Here is a 12,645-nt window from a genome sequence, read left to right as displayed (position 1 = left end):
CGATCGCCACAAAAAGAAGCCGCCCGGGTCGCCCGGGCGGCTTCTTTTGTGACGATGGCGGCGCTATGGTGCGAGCTGGTTCCCCGCGAGCATTGCGCATGGCCCTGTTGCCGCCCCTCGACCTGCAGCGCTGGATCGACGAACACCGCCACCTGCTGAAACCGCCGGTGGGCAACAAGTGCATCGTCGACGGCGACTTCATCATCATGATCGTGGGCGGCCCGAATGCGCGCACCGACTACCACTACGACGAAGGTCCCGAATTCTTCTATCAGCTTGAAGGCGAGATCACGCTGAAAGTTCAGGACGACGGCGTGGCCCGCGACATCCCCCTGCGCGCCGGAGAGATCTTCTACCTGCCCCCGCGCGTGCCGCATTCACCGAACCGCGCCGCCGGCTCGATCGGGCTGGTGATCGAGCGTCGCCGCATGACCGGCGAGAAGGATGGCCTGATGTGGTTCTGCGAGCAGTGCAACCACAAGCTGTACGAGGAGTACTTCACCCTCGACAGCATCGAGAGTGATTTCCCGCCGGTGTTCGAACGCTTCTACCGCTCAATCGATGCGCGCACCTGCAGCGAATGCGGCCAGGTCCATCCGGCGCCGGAAAAATACGCGTAGGGCGGGCTACCGCTCCAGCCACTTGCGCGCCATCCGTCGCAGCGACGCATCGAGTGTCTCGTCAGCGGCCACCTCGCCCACCGGCCGCCATGCCAGCGCATGCGATTCGGCATTGACCACAAACGATTCGTCGGTTCCCGCGCGCACCACGTAGCGCACGTCGTAATGCCAGTGTTCCGGCTCGTTCGCACGGGCGGGGATGCGGTGTCGATCAAGGTCGAAGATGTCGCCTTCGACGCGAAGACCGGTCAGGCCGGTTTCCTCTTCCGCCTCGCGCAGGGCGACCCGGGCAAGATCCGTGTCGCCATCGGCATGACCACCCGGCTGCAGCCAGCGGTCGAGCTTGCGGTGATGCATCAGCAGCACGCGCCTGCCATCGCCGCTGACCAGCCAGGCCGAGCCGGTGAAGTGGCCCACGGCGTTGCTGCGCTCGAATCCATCCGCCTGCGCATGCAGAAAACTTTCGAACTGCGCGACGACCGCGGACTCCCCCTGCCATTGGTCACGGTAGCGCTGGAAAGCTTCGAACATGATGATGATCGGCTGCTGCATGGATGTCCCGCGATGAGTCGAACGACTGCCTGAAAACCGGTCGCGGCATGTTTCGCCGCAACATGAGTGAAGCTTGTACAACCTTTGCCGCATGGGCTATGTTGGCCCGCCATTGCCCAGCCGTTTCATCCATCCGCCGCAGAGCGGACGCGGGCAAATCACCTGAGGGGAAGTTGATGATAAAAGGTCTATTTGCCACTCACACGATCGAGGCAATGCCTCATGTGGACGCTGGCGAACCCGTCGAAGGCGGCGCCGAGGGCGAAGTCACTCTCAAGCGCGTGCTGACGGCTCGGCATCTGGTGATGCTCGGCATCGGTGCGGTGATCGGCGCCGGCATCTTCGCCATCACCGGCACGGCGGCGGCCCAGTTCGCCGGCCCCGCACTCATTTTCAGCTTTCTGATCGCAGCGTTTGCCTGCGGCCTGGCCGGCATGTGCTACGCGGAATTCGCCGCGATGCTGCCGGTATCCGGCAGCGCCTATTCCTACTCCTACGCGACCCTGGGCGAAGTGGTGGCCTGGTTCATCGGCTGGGCGCTGGTGCTCGAATACCTGTTCGCCGCATCGACCGTGGCGGTCGCCTGGTCGGGTTATTTCGGCGAGATGCTGCGAATGCTCAGCTCGATGACGGGCGTGAACTTCACCCTGCCCGCAGCGCTCTCGTCGGCTCCGCTGACCTTCGCCGAAGGCGGTCACAAGCTGGTGTTCACCGGCGCGCTGATCAATCTTCCGGCGATCCTCATCGTCGGCGCGATCAGCTGGCTGTGCTACATGGGCATCACCCAGTCGGCCACGGTCAACGCGATCATCGTCGCGATCAAGGTCACCGTGATCGTGCTGTTCCTGATCGTGATGTTCAACTACATCAATGCCGACCTGTGGCATCCCTTCATCCCGGCGAACGAGGGCGGTTCGAAATTCGGCTGGAGCGGCATCTATCGCGGCGCCACCCTGGTGTTCTTTGCCTACATCGGCTTCGATGCGGTTTCCACGGCCGCCGGCGAAGCGAAGAATCCCCAGCGCGACATGCCGATCGGCATCCTCGGCTCGCTGCTGATCTGCACCGTGCTGTACATCGCGATGGCTGCGGTCATGACCGGCACCACGCCGTTCCGCATGCTCAACACGCCCGAGCCGGTCGCCACCGCGATCAACTACGTGCTCGGCAATGTCGCCCCCGGCTCCGCCTCCAGCTACCTGCTGGGCTCGCTGAAGGTGCTGGTGGTGTTCGCTGCACTCGCCGGCCTGAGCTCGGTGATCCTGGTGATGCTGATGGGCCAGCCGCGCATCTTCTATTCGATGTCGCGCGATGGCCTGTTGCCCCAGGCGCTGGGCAAGCTGCATTCGAAGCACCGCACCCCGTACATCGGCACCATCCTGGTGGGCGTGATCGCCTGTCTCCTGGCCGGTCTGTTCCCGGTGGACGTGCTCGGCGACCTGGTCTCGATGGGCACCCTGCTCGCCTTCGCCACCGTGTGCATCGGCGTGCTGGTGCTGCGTCGTACCCGTCCGGAACTGCCGCGCGCCTTCCGCGTGCCGCTGCCGTGGGTGGTCTGCCCGCTGGGCGCCTTCGCCTGCCTGTTCCTGTTCTGGCAGGCCTTCAAGGTGCGCTGGCCGCTGCTGGTGGGCTGGATCGTCATCGGCTTCCTGGTCTACGCCTTCTACGGCTACCGCAACAGCAAATTGCGCCAGAGCGCGCAGTGACACCCGGCGGCCGGCGCCCACCACGCCGGCCGCCGCGTTTGAGGGGTTCCGTCGACGGAGCCTGATGTCCGCCTTCGAAGACGAATCCCATGCTCAAGCAGTTGCTCGCCCGCAAGACCGATTTCAGCAATGACGACCACGGTCACGGCCCGGGACTGCGCCGCACCCTGGGGCCGTGGGGCATCACCGCGCTGGGCATCGGCGCCGTGATCGGGACCGGCATCTTCGTGGTCACCGGCACGGCGGCGGCGGAACATGCCGGCCCGGCCGTGCTGATCTCCTTCATCATCGCGGCGATCTGCAGCGGCTTCAGCGCGCTGTGCTACGCCGAATTCGCCACGGTGATCCCGATCTCCGGCAGCTCCTATTCGTATGCCTACGCTTCGCTTGGCGAGCTGGCTGCGTGGTTCATCGGCTGGAACATGGTGGCCGAGTACGGCATCTCCGCCTCGGCCGTGGCGGCCAGCTGGACCGGCTATTTCACCAGCCTGCTCGACCACATGGGCCTGCACCTGCCGGTGGCGCTCACCGAGGCGCCGCTGGCGTTCACCGACGGGCGCCTGGTGGTCACCGGCCACCTGTTCAACCTGCCAGCGGTCGCCATCGTGATGGCGCTCACCTGGCTGTGCTACATCGGCATTCGCGAGTCGTCGGGCCTCAACGCGCTGATGGTGCTGGTCAAGGTGGGCCTGATCGTCATCGTGGTGGTCGCCGGCTACCGCTACGTGAACCCGGAGAACTGGCATCCGTTCATTCCGGAACCGCAGGGCGACGGCAAGTACGGCTGGTCCGGCATCATGCGCGGCGCAGCCATGGTGTTCTTCGCCTATATCGGTTTCGAGGCAACCTCGACTGCGGCCCAGGAGTGCAAGAATCCGCAACGTGACCTGCCCTTCGGCATCCTGGTCTCGCTGGTGATCTGCACCGTGCTGTACCTGGCCATGGCCGCGGTGCTGACCGGACTGGTGCCGTATTCCCTGCTCGATACCTCCGAGCCGGTGGTCACCGCAGTGGCGGCCATCCCGCAACTGGGCTGGCTGCGCCTGGTGGTGGAGATCGGCGCAATGATCGGCCTGTCCTCGGTGATCCTGGTGATGATCATCGCGCAGCCGCGCATCTTCATGATCATGGCCCGCGACGGCATGTTGCCGAAGGTGTTCGCCAAGGTTCATCCGCGCTATCGCACGCCGCACATCAACACCCTGATCACCGGCGCCATGATCGCCCTGCTCGCCGCGGTGTTCCCGCTGGACCTGCTGGCCAACCTCACCTCGATGGGCACGCTGATCGCCTTCTCCGCGGTGTGCGCGGGCGTGCTGATCCTGCGTCACACCTTGCCCGATCTGCCACGCACGTTCCGCGTGCCGTGGGTCTGGTTCACCTGCCTGGCCGGCGTGGCCAGCTGCTTCGCCTTGCTGTTCAGCCTGGACTGGTTCAACTGGGCCATCCTGGGGATCTGGACCCTGCTCGGCTTCGCCATCTACTTCCTGTACAGCCGCCAGCACAGCGCCTTGCGGCTGGCCGCAGCAGCAGCCGGCGCTGAACGCTGAAATCGTCGATTGGCGGTGAATGTCGTCAAAAGGTGCTCAAAGTCGTCGAAATGACGGTTTCGCGAAAAATGGTTCGCGCGAGGCCTGGTTCACAATTTTTCTGAGAAGTTGATCTGTAACTCATTGTTTAAAATGAGTTTAACGATAACTTTTCAAGAGAAATCGAGAGGTTGACCGCCCATTCGGCGAAGTCGGGAGTATCATCGCCAGTCCGCGGGTTGATCACTTGGCAGTGGGCCCCGGATCGCGGCTCGGCTTGTCAGGTGGGTAGCTCCTCAGCCTGACGTGTCCGAGCCGCACTTTTGTCCGGAATCTGCGTCGTGCTTTCGCCCCATGCGAGGGCTCATGAAAAAAGCCGGCGAGAGCCGGCTTTTTTCATGAGCGATGACGCGACCGCTGATGCGCGCGATCAGGCCTTCTTCGGCGTGTGCGACACGCACCAGCCCTTGGCATTCACCGACTTGCCCGGGAACAGCTGGCACGGACCACGGCCGGTCGCGCCACCGGTATAGAACTGGCAGTTGGTGCAGTCGTCACCGGCCTTGTACTTCGCGTTCGTCGACTTGGTGGCATCCTCGACATAGCCAAGCGCCTTGGCGGTTGGATCCGCTTCGGTCACCGGCGGCAGGTCGGCTGCACGCGCAAGGCGCGGCAGGCCACCGACGACCACGGCCGCAGCGGCGGTCCCGGCGGCAACCTTGAGGAATCGGCGACGCGATTCGATATCTTGTTCTTTCGACATGGGCAAGCCTCCGTCGTAACTATCCGGCGCACCCTGCCCCGGACTCGCGCCGATGTTACGCGTCGCGGGCAAATCTTTCCTGACTTGCGAGAATGGCTCTCATTACAGCCAGGGCGGCGATGGCCGCGTGGTATAGTCGACCCCCATTTGGACGTCCAAAACGCATGACCCAGACACTTCCGGCCACGATACCTGCCAGCCTGTTCGAACAGCGCGCCGATGCCATCGTCGAAGCCGCGCGCGAACTGTCGGATCTCGGCTGGACGCCTGCGACCAGCAGCAATTTCTCGATGCGCGTCGATGACGCACACGCTGCCATCACGGTGTCGGGCAAGCACAAGGGCCGGCTCGGTCGCGACGACATCATGCTGATCGACCTGGCGGGCAACGCCGTGGGCACCGATGCGCGTCCCAGCGCGGAAACGGCGCTACATACCCAGATCTACCGGCGCTGGCCCGCGATGCAGGCAGTGCTGCACACGCATTCGCGCACGCAGAGCGTCGCCTCGCGCCTGTACGCCGGCGAGGGCGTGATCCGCCTGCAGGGCTGGGAGCTGCAGAAGGCCATCAGCGGCTATCACAGCCACGACAGCGTGCTGGAAATCCCGGTATTCCCCAACACCCAGCACATGCCGGAACTGGTCGCCCGGGTCGATGCCTGGCTGGAGGCGGGCAAGCCCCTGCATGCCTACCTGATCGACGGCCACGGCATCTACACCTGGGGCCGCGACATGGCCGAAACCCGGCGCCACCTGGAAGCGCTGGAGTTCCTGCTGGCCTGCGAACTGGACCTGAAACGACTGAGGGCATCATGAGCCGACTGCGCATCTTCGACGAAAGCCGCCCGCAATCCCCGCTGGCCGTGCTGGACGACCACGCCGCCATCGCCGCCGAGCTCGGCGGGATCGGCGTGCGCTTCGAGCAGTGGGCCGCCACCCAGCCGATCGTGCCCGGCGCCAGCCAGGACGAGGTGATCGCCGCCTACCGCAGCGACATCGACCGCCTGATGGGCGAGAAGGGCTACCAGGCAGTCGACGTGATCAGCCTCACCCCCGACCACCCCGACCGCGCCGTGCTGCGCCAGAAATTCCTCAGCGAGCACACCCACAGCGAGGACGAGGTGCGTTTCTTCGTCGCCGGCTCCGGCCAGTTCACCCTTCACGTCGACGGCAAGGTCTACGACATCCTGTGCGAACAGGGTGACCTGATCGGCGTGCCCGACGGCACCCGCCACTGGTTCGACATGAGCGAGTCGCCGTACTTCGTGGCGATCCGGCTGTTCACCAACAAGGAAGGCTGGGTGGCGAACTTCACCGGCGACGACATCGCCGCCGGCTTTCCCCGCATGCAGGCGAAGCAGTAACCGGCTCGCACCCGGACGACGCCCCGCTCCCGCGTATCCCGAAACCCGAATCCATGACCGAAATCCGCGCCATCGTCACCGACATCGAGGGCACCACCAGCTCGATCGACTTCGTCCGCGACGTGCTGTTCCCGTACGCGCGCAAACGCCTGCCGGCCTTCGTCGAAACCCACGGCGACCGGCCCGAAGTGCAGCACTGGCTGCATGAGGCGGCCCGCGAAGCGGGGCTGATCGAGGCCAGTCGCCAGGACATCATCGAACTGCTGCTGGGCTGGATCGACCAGGACCGCAAGTCCACCGCGCTGAAGGCGCTGCAGGGCATGATCTGGAAGGATGGCTACGAGGCCGGCGACTACCGCGCCCACCTGTACCCGGAAGTCGCGGCACGACTGCGCCAATGGCGCGCCGACGGCCTGCGCCTGTACGTCTACTCCTCCGGCTCGGTGCCCGCGCAACAGCTGTTCTTCAGGTACAGCGAGGCAGGTGACCTGGGCCCGCTGTTCGCCGGCTACTTCGATACCGAAACCGGAGCGAAGCGCGAAGCCGGGTCGTACCGGCGCATCGCCGAGGCGGTCGGCGAACAGCCGCAACACCTGCTGTTCCTGTCCGACATCGTCGAGGAACTCGACGCCGCCCGCGAGGCAGGTTTCCAGACCGCATGGCTGGTGCGCGAACCGCAGGCGCTGCCGGCCACGCCGCGCCACCCGGTCCATCGCGATTTCGACGCGATCAGCTTCTGACAGATCACGCACGCCGTCATGCGCAACGCCCTGACCGTCCTGCTCGCACTCGCCGCCGGCGTGCTGCTGAATGCATGGTGGTCGGGCCGCTCCGCCGTCCCGCCGCAGGCCTCGCCCGCAGTCGCCGCGTCGGCCATCCTGCCGCAGGACCTGGCTGACCCGGACACGACGGTTGCCGATGTCGAGCGCTGGCCCGACCAGGCGCCGACCCCGGAACAGGTCCTCTACGCGCAGCCACGTATGATGCGCCAGGCGCTGGCCGAACTCGGCCCGCGCGCGCCCGGCAGGCCAAACCTGTACCTGCTGACCTTCGCCGGCGATGGCGGCGAGGACGTGTTCCGCAACGAAGCCGAATACGCCGCCCGGCTGTTCACCCGTCGCTTCGGGCCCGGCACGCACAGCCTGGTGCTGGAGAACAACCCGGCCACCCTGTCCACCCGTCCGCTGGCCAGCTGGAGCAATCTGGAAACGGCGCTCGACGGACTGGGCAAGGCGATGCAGCCCGACGACATCCTGCTGCTCTACGTGACCAGCCACGGCAGCGAGGATCACCAGTTGCTGGTCGACATGGACCCGTTGCCGCTGGATCCGATCGGCGCCAGCGACCTCGCCGGCATCCTCGCCCTGCATCCGTTCAAGTGGAAGGTCGTGGTGATCAACGCCTGCTATTCCGGTGGCTTCCTGCCGCCACTGCGCGGCCCCGGCACTATGGTGCTCACCGCCGCCCGCAGCGATCGCAGCTCGTTCGGCTGCGGCAGCGATGCGGACATCACCTATTTCGGCAAGGCCTGGCTGGTCGATGCGCTGAACCACAGCGACAACTTCGCCGATGCATTCACCCGGGCCCGCAACGACATCGCCGCGTGGGAAAGACAGGACAGGCTCACCCCGTCCGAGCCGCAGATCGATATCGGCAGCGGCATCCGCGACCAGCTGGGGCGATGGCGCAAGGGCCTCAAGCCCGGGCCGACGGTACCGTTCGAGCCGCGGGCGCCGGCCGCGACAGCCGCCAGGGTGCAGTAACCCGCCACGCCGACTGGCTTCGGCAGATGCAGCCTGGCCAAGCCTCAGCCCGCGGCGATCCTGCCCGCCGCCAGCAGCAGGAAACCGCCCGACACGCCTTCGATCCAGCGACGGCGTCGGTCGCTGAAGTTGCCGGTCGCCCCGGTCGAAGCGATCACGCTGCTCAGCACCAGGTAAACGACACCACACAGGCCGATGAAAATGGCCGACAGGATCAGTGCCTGCGATGTCGTCGATCCGTTGCCGTGCATGAACTGCGGCAGGATCGCGAAATAGATCAGCATGCCCTTGGGGTTCAACACGGCCGTCAGGAAACCACGCTTGAATGGCGCCCCGCCCACCCCCGGCTGCAGGGCCAAGTTGCCCGCCGACAGCGCGGACCGGATCAGCCTGGATGCCAGATAAACCAGATACGCCACGCCGATCCAGCGCATCGCTTCGAACAACAGCGGCGATGTCGCGATGATCGCCGCCAGGCCCAGCGCCACCAGCAGCGAATGCACCACGTAGCCGGCGCAGACCCCGGCGGTGGCACGACGTCCGGCGGACGCATCGCCGGAAATCGCCTGCGAGGCAATGAACAGCATGTCGGGGCCCGGCGTACAAATCAGCGGAAGTACGGTGGCAGCAAACAGCAGGATCGAAGTCGGATTCATGGCAGGCATGCTAAGCCGCGGCGCTCGCAATCGGGTGCCAAATATTCCATGATCAAGTTATCTATTGGCACATGATGCCAAGACGGCAGAAAGACCGATGCCCATCAAGCTCGACAACATCGACAGACGGATACTGCGCGCCCTGCAGCGCAATGGTCGCTTGCAGAACAACGAACTGGCTCGGGAAGTCGGCTTGTCGCCCTCCCCATGCCTGCGCCGCGTGCGTTTGCTCGAAGAGGCCGGCGTGATCGAGCGCTATGTCGCCGTGCTCAACCCGGCGATGGTCGGCATCGGCATGACCATGTTCACCCGCGTCTGGCTGACCGCCCAGGATGCCGACACGATCGAGCACTTCATCGACGCGATGAAGCAGCTTCCCCAGGTCGTGGAGTGCTACATCATGCTGGGGGAAAGCGACGCGATGCTGCGCGTGGTCGTCGCGAACCTGGACGACTACCGCCGCTTCCAGACCACCCATCTCACCCGCGCCAACGGCATCCAGAACATCAAGACCGACCTGCCCAGCCAGATCGTGAAGCAGTCCCATGCGCTGCCGCTGTGAGCGCCTCGATGCGGGGGATCAAGCCCTGGGCCAACGCCATGCATAAGCCACGATCAGCAGTGACAACGCCACTTCGATCACGCCCAGCGCGACATAGAACCACCATGCGCCGGGCATGGTCAGCAGCATGACCGCGGCATAGAACACACCCAGTCCGATGTTCAGCCAGCGGCACAGCCGGGGCGGCAGCAGCAGCGACAGGAACACCATCAGCCCCGGTACGGCCAGCAGCAAGGCGGTACCGACCAGGGTCGCCTCGCTCACCGGGCCGACCGGTCCATCCCCGTCCAGCATGCCCTGCAACTTGCCCGGCACGTAGAGACCGAAATAGTCACCGTAGATGTAGCAGAACATCAACGCCGTCCACAGCGCCGACAGCTTGAAGCGCACGTGCAACTTGATGTCGACCAGCGATGCGGGGCTCATGTCGCAATCCCAGGATGAGTTTGCCCGCCACCTGTCCGCACGCCCATCAGCAGCAGCCACAGGCAGGTGCCGATCTCGCCCAGGGCTGCGGGCAGGTGGACGTAGTTGGAAAACGCCATGTCTGCATATCCCGGCAGCAACAAGTCGGCAAACACGTCCACCAGGTAGCCGATGCCGCCCAGCATCAGCAGCAAGCCAGCCACGCGCGGCAGCATCCTGCTGGTGAACACGAGATAGCCGAACGGCAACAGCCACAGTCCCCAGAACAGGCTGGCCACGAAAATGGCATGGCCATACGACTTCAGCGCAAGCGATGCCAGCGCCGTCGCCGTCGCCACCGGCAAGCCGTGGCTGTCGGTCAGCAGCCACAGTGCATCGAGTCGATGCATCACCCCGATCAGCGCCACCGGCACGGCCGTGACCGCCAGCGCCACCATCGCGACAGCCACGCGCTGGTGGACGCGATGAAGCAGGCGGAACAGCAACAACGGCAGCAGCAGGAAGGCCACCTGCTCGATCATGAAAGAGACGATGCCCGCGCGGAACAAGGCTTCGTGCGCCACGACATTGGCCAGCATGGCTGGCGGATCGCCCGGCGCGGCAAGCCTGCCCGGCACATAGCCCAGGCTGAAGAAGCCGGTCACGACCACCACCAGATAGACCAGCCCCGCGCAGCGGGCCAGCCGGTTTTCGTGCGTCATGTGAAACCCCCGCGATCCATCACCTCGCCCTGCGGCGTCCTCCCGGCAGTGTCGATGCTGCGAGATCGTCCCTTGAGTGCCGGAAGTAACGCGGTGATCGCCGGGCTCTGACAAGAGCTTCGCGATCCGGGTGCTAACGTCGTCGACCGTCTTCCAGCGAACCCGGCAATGAAAAGACCAGCCGCCAGCAGGATGCCTTCCGGAGCAGGCCCTCATCTGCCGGGTGCTGCCTCGGGCCGGAGGCTGCTGCGCACCTCCCTGGCCGCCGCCCTGGCGCTGGCACTGATGGCCTGTACTTCGCAGTCGCCGCAGACCGACGCCACCCGGGCCGACGCGGCCCCGCCAGGCACGACCAGGGCGCGAATCAGCGCCTGCGCACCGTCGCAGCTCGCCTTCGCCCTCGATCCCGACGGCGGGCGTTTCAACGGCATGTCGCATTCGGGCACGATGCTGGTCCTGCGCAACACCGGCGCGGCCGCCTGCACGATCCCTGCGCGCCCGCTGCCGAGCTTCGCGGATTCACGCGGGCAGACGCTGAACATCGTGGCGCAGGCTTCGACCGGAACGGATGCCGCCTCGCGTTCCCCGATCACGCTCGCGCCGGGCGCGGTCGTCACCAGCGACATGCACTGGGTGTCGGGCGACGTCTACGACAACGGCCATTGCGAAGCACCGACCCGGCTCACGCTCGTGCTCGGCCGGCAGCAGATTTCCACCGCATTCACCGGCCGCCTGTGCGGTGCCGGCGGCCAACCATCCACCTATGCGTTGAGCCCGTTCACGCCCGCCGCGGCGTCTGTGTCCACTGCGCCCAAGCCGATGGCTTGTACCTGCGATGACGGACGCACCGTGCCAGCCGTCTATTCCGACACCGAAGGCGCATCTGCGACCCTGCGCGGAGGAAACGGCTACCGCCCGCGTTTCGGGTCTCCACGGATGTCGGCAGCCCGGCTGGATTGCCGTGCCAGCTCGGCGCACTCGACGGCGTGACGTCGCACTGGCTCAGGTTCCTGCGTTCCACTCGCCGCATTCGGCCAGCCAGTCCATGAACACGCGCACGCGCCGGGGCAAGTGCCGGCGACTGGCATACAGCAGGCTCACCGGCATCGGCTCGGCGCGATGATCCAGCAGTATTTCCTTCACCAGACCGGCGTCGACCAGATGCCGCATGCCCGCCACCGGAGCCTGGATCAGGCCCAGGCCAGCCACGCACGCGGCCTGGTAGCTGTCGGTGTTGTTGACGGTAAGCGCGCCGGCGAGCGGGAGCACGTGCACGCCCGCTGCATCGACGTATTCGAAGCCGTCGGGCGTGCCGCCGAAGTTCTGCGCGTAATGCACCATGCGATGGCCGTCCAGTTCGGCCGGAGTGCGCGGCTCGCCACGCGCCGCCAGATAGGCAGGGCTGGCGAACGTGCCGATGTCGTAACGGCCCAGCGGCCGCGCCACCAGATTGTCGACATCCTCCAGAACGCCGACCCGCAGCACGCAATCGAAACCCTCGCGAACCAGGTCGACGCGTCGGTCCGCGCAGCTCAGCTCCAGCTCGATGCCGGGATGCGCAGCCAGAAACTCCGGCAGATGTGGCAGCACGAAGGCGCGAGCCGCGGTGGTCGGCATGTCCACGCGCAGCCGCCCACGCAGCTGCCGTTCGTCGTCGCGGAACATCGACTGCAGTTCATCGAACGCATCCAGCGTGTCGCGGCAGCGCTCCAGGAAGGCCAGGCCGTCCTGACTCGGCTCGACCCGGCGCGTGGTTCGATGCAGCAGGCGTGTTCCCAGCAGCGCCTCCAGCCGCTGCACGGCATTCGATGCGCTGGCCTTGGGCAAACCCAGGTCGGCCGCGGCCTGGGTGAAGCTGCCGCGCTCGGCCACGCGGACGAAGATTTTCATGGCCTCGATGTCGTGCATGTGCATTGTTATCCATAAATGAACATTCAAATCATAACCTGAACATTTATGGCAATCGTGACCACCAATAGTCTGGCACCCAACCAATCACGCCGG

General features: G+C 65.6%; 15 protein-coding genes. 9 read left to right on the top strand and 6 right to left on the bottom strand.

The features are described 5' to 3' along the window. Positions 1-98: 98 nt before the first annotated feature. Positions 99-620 (top strand): 3-hydroxyanthranilate 3,4-dioxygenase, encoded by a 522-nt coding sequence (locus tag ABNK63_RS06880; protein ID WP_007805084.1) that lies wholly within the window; start codon positions 99-101, stop codon positions 618-620. 6 nt (positions 621-626) lie between these two features. On the opposite strand, the gene ABNK63_RS06875 is transcribed toward ABNK63_RS06880, so the two are convergent. Continuing rightward, positions 627-1,172 (bottom strand): NUDIX hydrolase, encoded by a 546-nt coding sequence (locus ABNK63_RS06875; RefSeq protein WP_007805081.1) that lies wholly within the window; start codon positions 1,170-1,172, stop codon positions 627-629. A 176-nt stretch (positions 1,173-1,348) separates the two neighbouring features. Between ABNK63_RS06875 and ABNK63_RS06870 the strand changes: the two genes are divergently transcribed. Together ABNK63_RS06870 and ABNK63_RS06865 are read left to right on the top strand one after the other, a co-directional pair. Then, positions 1,349-2,878: an amino acid permease gene (locus ABNK63_RS06870; protein ID WP_007805079.1), complete on the top strand. Its 1,530-nt coding sequence runs from the start codon at positions 1,349-1,351 to the stop codon at positions 2,876-2,878. 89 nt (positions 2,879-2,967) lie between these two features. Further along, a complete protein-coding gene (locus ABNK63_RS06865) occupies positions 2,968-4,428 on the top strand; it encodes an amino acid permease (RefSeq protein WP_007805077.1) in 1,461 nt (486 codons plus the stop codon). Positions 4,429-4,837: 409 nt separating this feature from the next. Here the strand turns inward: ABNK63_RS06865 and ABNK63_RS06860 are convergent, their stop codons facing one another. Next, on the bottom strand, positions 4,838-5,170 hold the full coding sequence (locus ABNK63_RS06860) for a high-potential iron-sulfur protein (RefSeq protein ID WP_007805075.1): 333 nt from the start codon (positions 5,168-5,170) through the stop codon (positions 4,838-4,840). 164 nt (positions 5,171-5,334) lie between these two features. Here ABNK63_RS06860 and ABNK63_RS06855 point away from each other — a divergent pair, with 164 nt between their 5' ends. Genes ABNK63_RS06855 through ABNK63_RS06840 form a run of 4 tightly spaced genes read left to right on the top strand, consistent with a single transcriptional unit; the run spans position 5,335 to position 8,296 of the window. Beyond that, positions 5,335-5,985, top strand: a complete 651-nt coding sequence (locus tag ABNK63_RS06855) for a methylthioribulose 1-phosphate dehydratase (RefSeq protein ID WP_007805074.1) — start codon at positions 5,335-5,337, stop codon at positions 5,983-5,985. Continuing rightward, positions 5,982-6,533: an acireductone dioxygenase gene (locus ABNK63_RS06850; protein ID WP_007805072.1), complete on the top strand. Its 552-nt coding sequence runs from the start codon at positions 5,982-5,984 to the stop codon at positions 6,531-6,533. Before ABNK63_RS06855 ends, ABNK63_RS06850 begins: the two co-directional genes overlap by 4 nt. A 53-nt stretch (positions 6,534-6,586) precedes the next feature. Next, the gene (gene mtnC / locus ABNK63_RS06845; protein ID WP_007805070.1) at positions 6,587-7,273 is read left to right on the top strand and encodes an acireductone synthase; all 687 of its coding nucleotides are present in this window, start codon (positions 6,587-6,589) and stop codon (positions 7,271-7,273) included. An 18-nt stretch (positions 7,274-7,291) separates the two neighbouring features. Further along, the gene (locus tag ABNK63_RS06840; RefSeq protein WP_007805068.1) at positions 7,292-8,296 is read left to right on the top strand and encodes a C13 family peptidase; all 1,005 of its coding nucleotides are present in this window, start codon (positions 7,292-7,294) and stop codon (positions 8,294-8,296) included. Between the two features lie 44 nt (positions 8,297-8,340). Here the strand turns inward: ABNK63_RS06840 and ABNK63_RS06835 are convergent, their stop codons facing one another. After that, positions 8,341-8,982 carry a LysE family translocator gene (locus ABNK63_RS06835; protein ID WP_350017023.1) on the bottom strand — a complete coding sequence of 214 codons (642 nt, stop codon included), beginning with the start codon at positions 8,980-8,982 and terminating at the stop codon, positions 8,341-8,343. A gap of 67 nt (positions 8,983-9,049) precedes the next feature. Between ABNK63_RS06835 and ABNK63_RS06830 the strand changes: the two genes are divergently transcribed. Then, positions 9,050-9,514, top strand: coding sequence for an Lrp/AsnC family transcriptional regulator (locus ABNK63_RS06830; protein ID WP_007805065.1), 465 nt, complete (start codon positions 9,050-9,052; stop codon positions 9,512-9,514). Between the two features lie 18 nt (positions 9,515-9,532). Here ABNK63_RS06830 and ABNK63_RS06825 read toward each other — a convergent pair whose 3' ends face one another. Next, positions 9,533-9,940, bottom strand: a complete 408-nt coding sequence (locus ABNK63_RS06825; RefSeq protein WP_007805063.1) for a DUF6326 family protein — start codon at positions 9,938-9,940, stop codon at positions 9,533-9,535. Continuing rightward, entirely contained in the window at positions 9,937-10,641 is a 705-nt protein-coding gene (locus ABNK63_RS06820; RefSeq protein WP_007805061.1) for a DUF4386 domain-containing protein, read from the bottom strand. The genes ABNK63_RS06825 and ABNK63_RS06820 overlap by 4 nt, the downstream gene beginning before the upstream one ends. A gap of 168 nt (positions 10,642-10,809) precedes the next feature. Here ABNK63_RS06820 and ABNK63_RS06815 point away from each other — a divergent pair, with 168 nt between their 5' ends. Next, positions 10,810-11,631, top strand: a complete 822-nt coding sequence (locus tag ABNK63_RS06815) for a DUF4232 domain-containing protein (RefSeq protein ID WP_083845908.1) — start codon at positions 10,810-10,812, stop codon at positions 11,629-11,631. A gap of 12 nt (positions 11,632-11,643) precedes the next feature. Here the strand turns inward: ABNK63_RS06815 and ABNK63_RS06810 are convergent, their stop codons facing one another. Then, on the bottom strand, positions 11,644-12,531 hold the full coding sequence (locus tag ABNK63_RS06810) for a LysR family transcriptional regulator (protein WP_338000495.1): 888 nt from the start codon (positions 12,529-12,531) through the stop codon (positions 11,644-11,646). Between the last annotated feature and the right edge of the window lie 114 nt (positions 12,532-12,645).

Origin of the sequence: Rhodanobacter sp. IGA1.0 (assembly GCF_040208325.1) — a bacterium.
Taxonomy (GTDB): domain Bacteria; phylum Pseudomonadota; class Gammaproteobacteria; order Xanthomonadales; family Rhodanobacteraceae; genus Rhodanobacter; species Rhodanobacter spathiphylli.
Note: the sequence above shows the minus strand (reverse complement) of the source record. Positions and strands in the feature narration are given on the sequence as shown.

Excerpts from the sequence above, each read along its gene's own strand:
- ABNK63_RS06880 (WP_007805084.1), top strand. The coding sequence starts at position 99 with ATGGCCCTGTTGCCGCCCCTCGACCTGCAGCGCTGGATCGACGAACAC.
- ABNK63_RS06875 (WP_007805081.1), bottom strand. The coding sequence starts at position 1,172 with ATGCAGCAGCCGATCATCATCATGTTCGAAGCTTTCCAGCGCTACCGT.
- ABNK63_RS06870 (WP_007805079.1), top strand. The coding sequence starts at position 1,349 with ATGATAAAAGGTCTATTTGCCACTCACACGATCGAGGCAATGCCTCAT.
- ABNK63_RS06865 (WP_007805077.1), top strand. The coding sequence starts at position 2,968 with ATGCTCAAGCAGTTGCTCGCCCGCAAGACCGATTTCAGCAATGACGAC.
- ABNK63_RS06860 (WP_007805075.1), bottom strand. The coding sequence starts at position 5,170 with ATGTCGAAAGAACAAGATATCGAATCGCGTCGCCGATTCCTCAAGGTT.
- ABNK63_RS06855 (WP_007805074.1), top strand. The coding sequence starts at position 5,335 with ATGACCCAGACACTTCCGGCCACGATACCTGCCAGCCTGTTCGAACAG.
- ABNK63_RS06850 (WP_007805072.1), top strand. The coding sequence starts at position 5,982 with ATGAGCCGACTGCGCATCTTCGACGAAAGCCGCCCGCAATCCCCGCTG.
- mtnC (WP_007805070.1), top strand. The coding sequence starts at position 6,587 with ATGACCGAAATCCGCGCCATCGTCACCGACATCGAGGGCACCACCAGC.
- ABNK63_RS06840 (WP_007805068.1), top strand. The coding sequence starts at position 7,292 with ATGCGCAACGCCCTGACCGTCCTGCTCGCACTCGCCGCCGGCGTGCTG.
- ABNK63_RS06830 (WP_007805065.1), top strand. The coding sequence starts at position 9,050 with ATGCCCATCAAGCTCGACAACATCGACAGACGGATACTGCGCGCCCTG.
- ABNK63_RS06825 (WP_007805063.1), bottom strand. The coding sequence starts at position 9,940 with ATGAGCCCCGCATCGCTGGTCGACATCAAGTTGCACGTGCGCTTCAAG.
- ABNK63_RS06820 (WP_007805061.1), bottom strand. The coding sequence starts at position 10,641 with ATGACGCACGAAAACCGGCTGGCCCGCTGCGCGGGGCTGGTCTATCTG.
- ABNK63_RS06815 (WP_083845908.1), top strand. The coding sequence starts at position 10,810 with ATGAAAAGACCAGCCGCCAGCAGGATGCCTTCCGGAGCAGGCCCTCAT.
- ABNK63_RS06810 (WP_338000495.1), bottom strand. The coding sequence starts at position 12,531 with ATGAAAATCTTCGTCCGCGTGGCCGAGCGCGGCAGCTTCACCCAGGCC.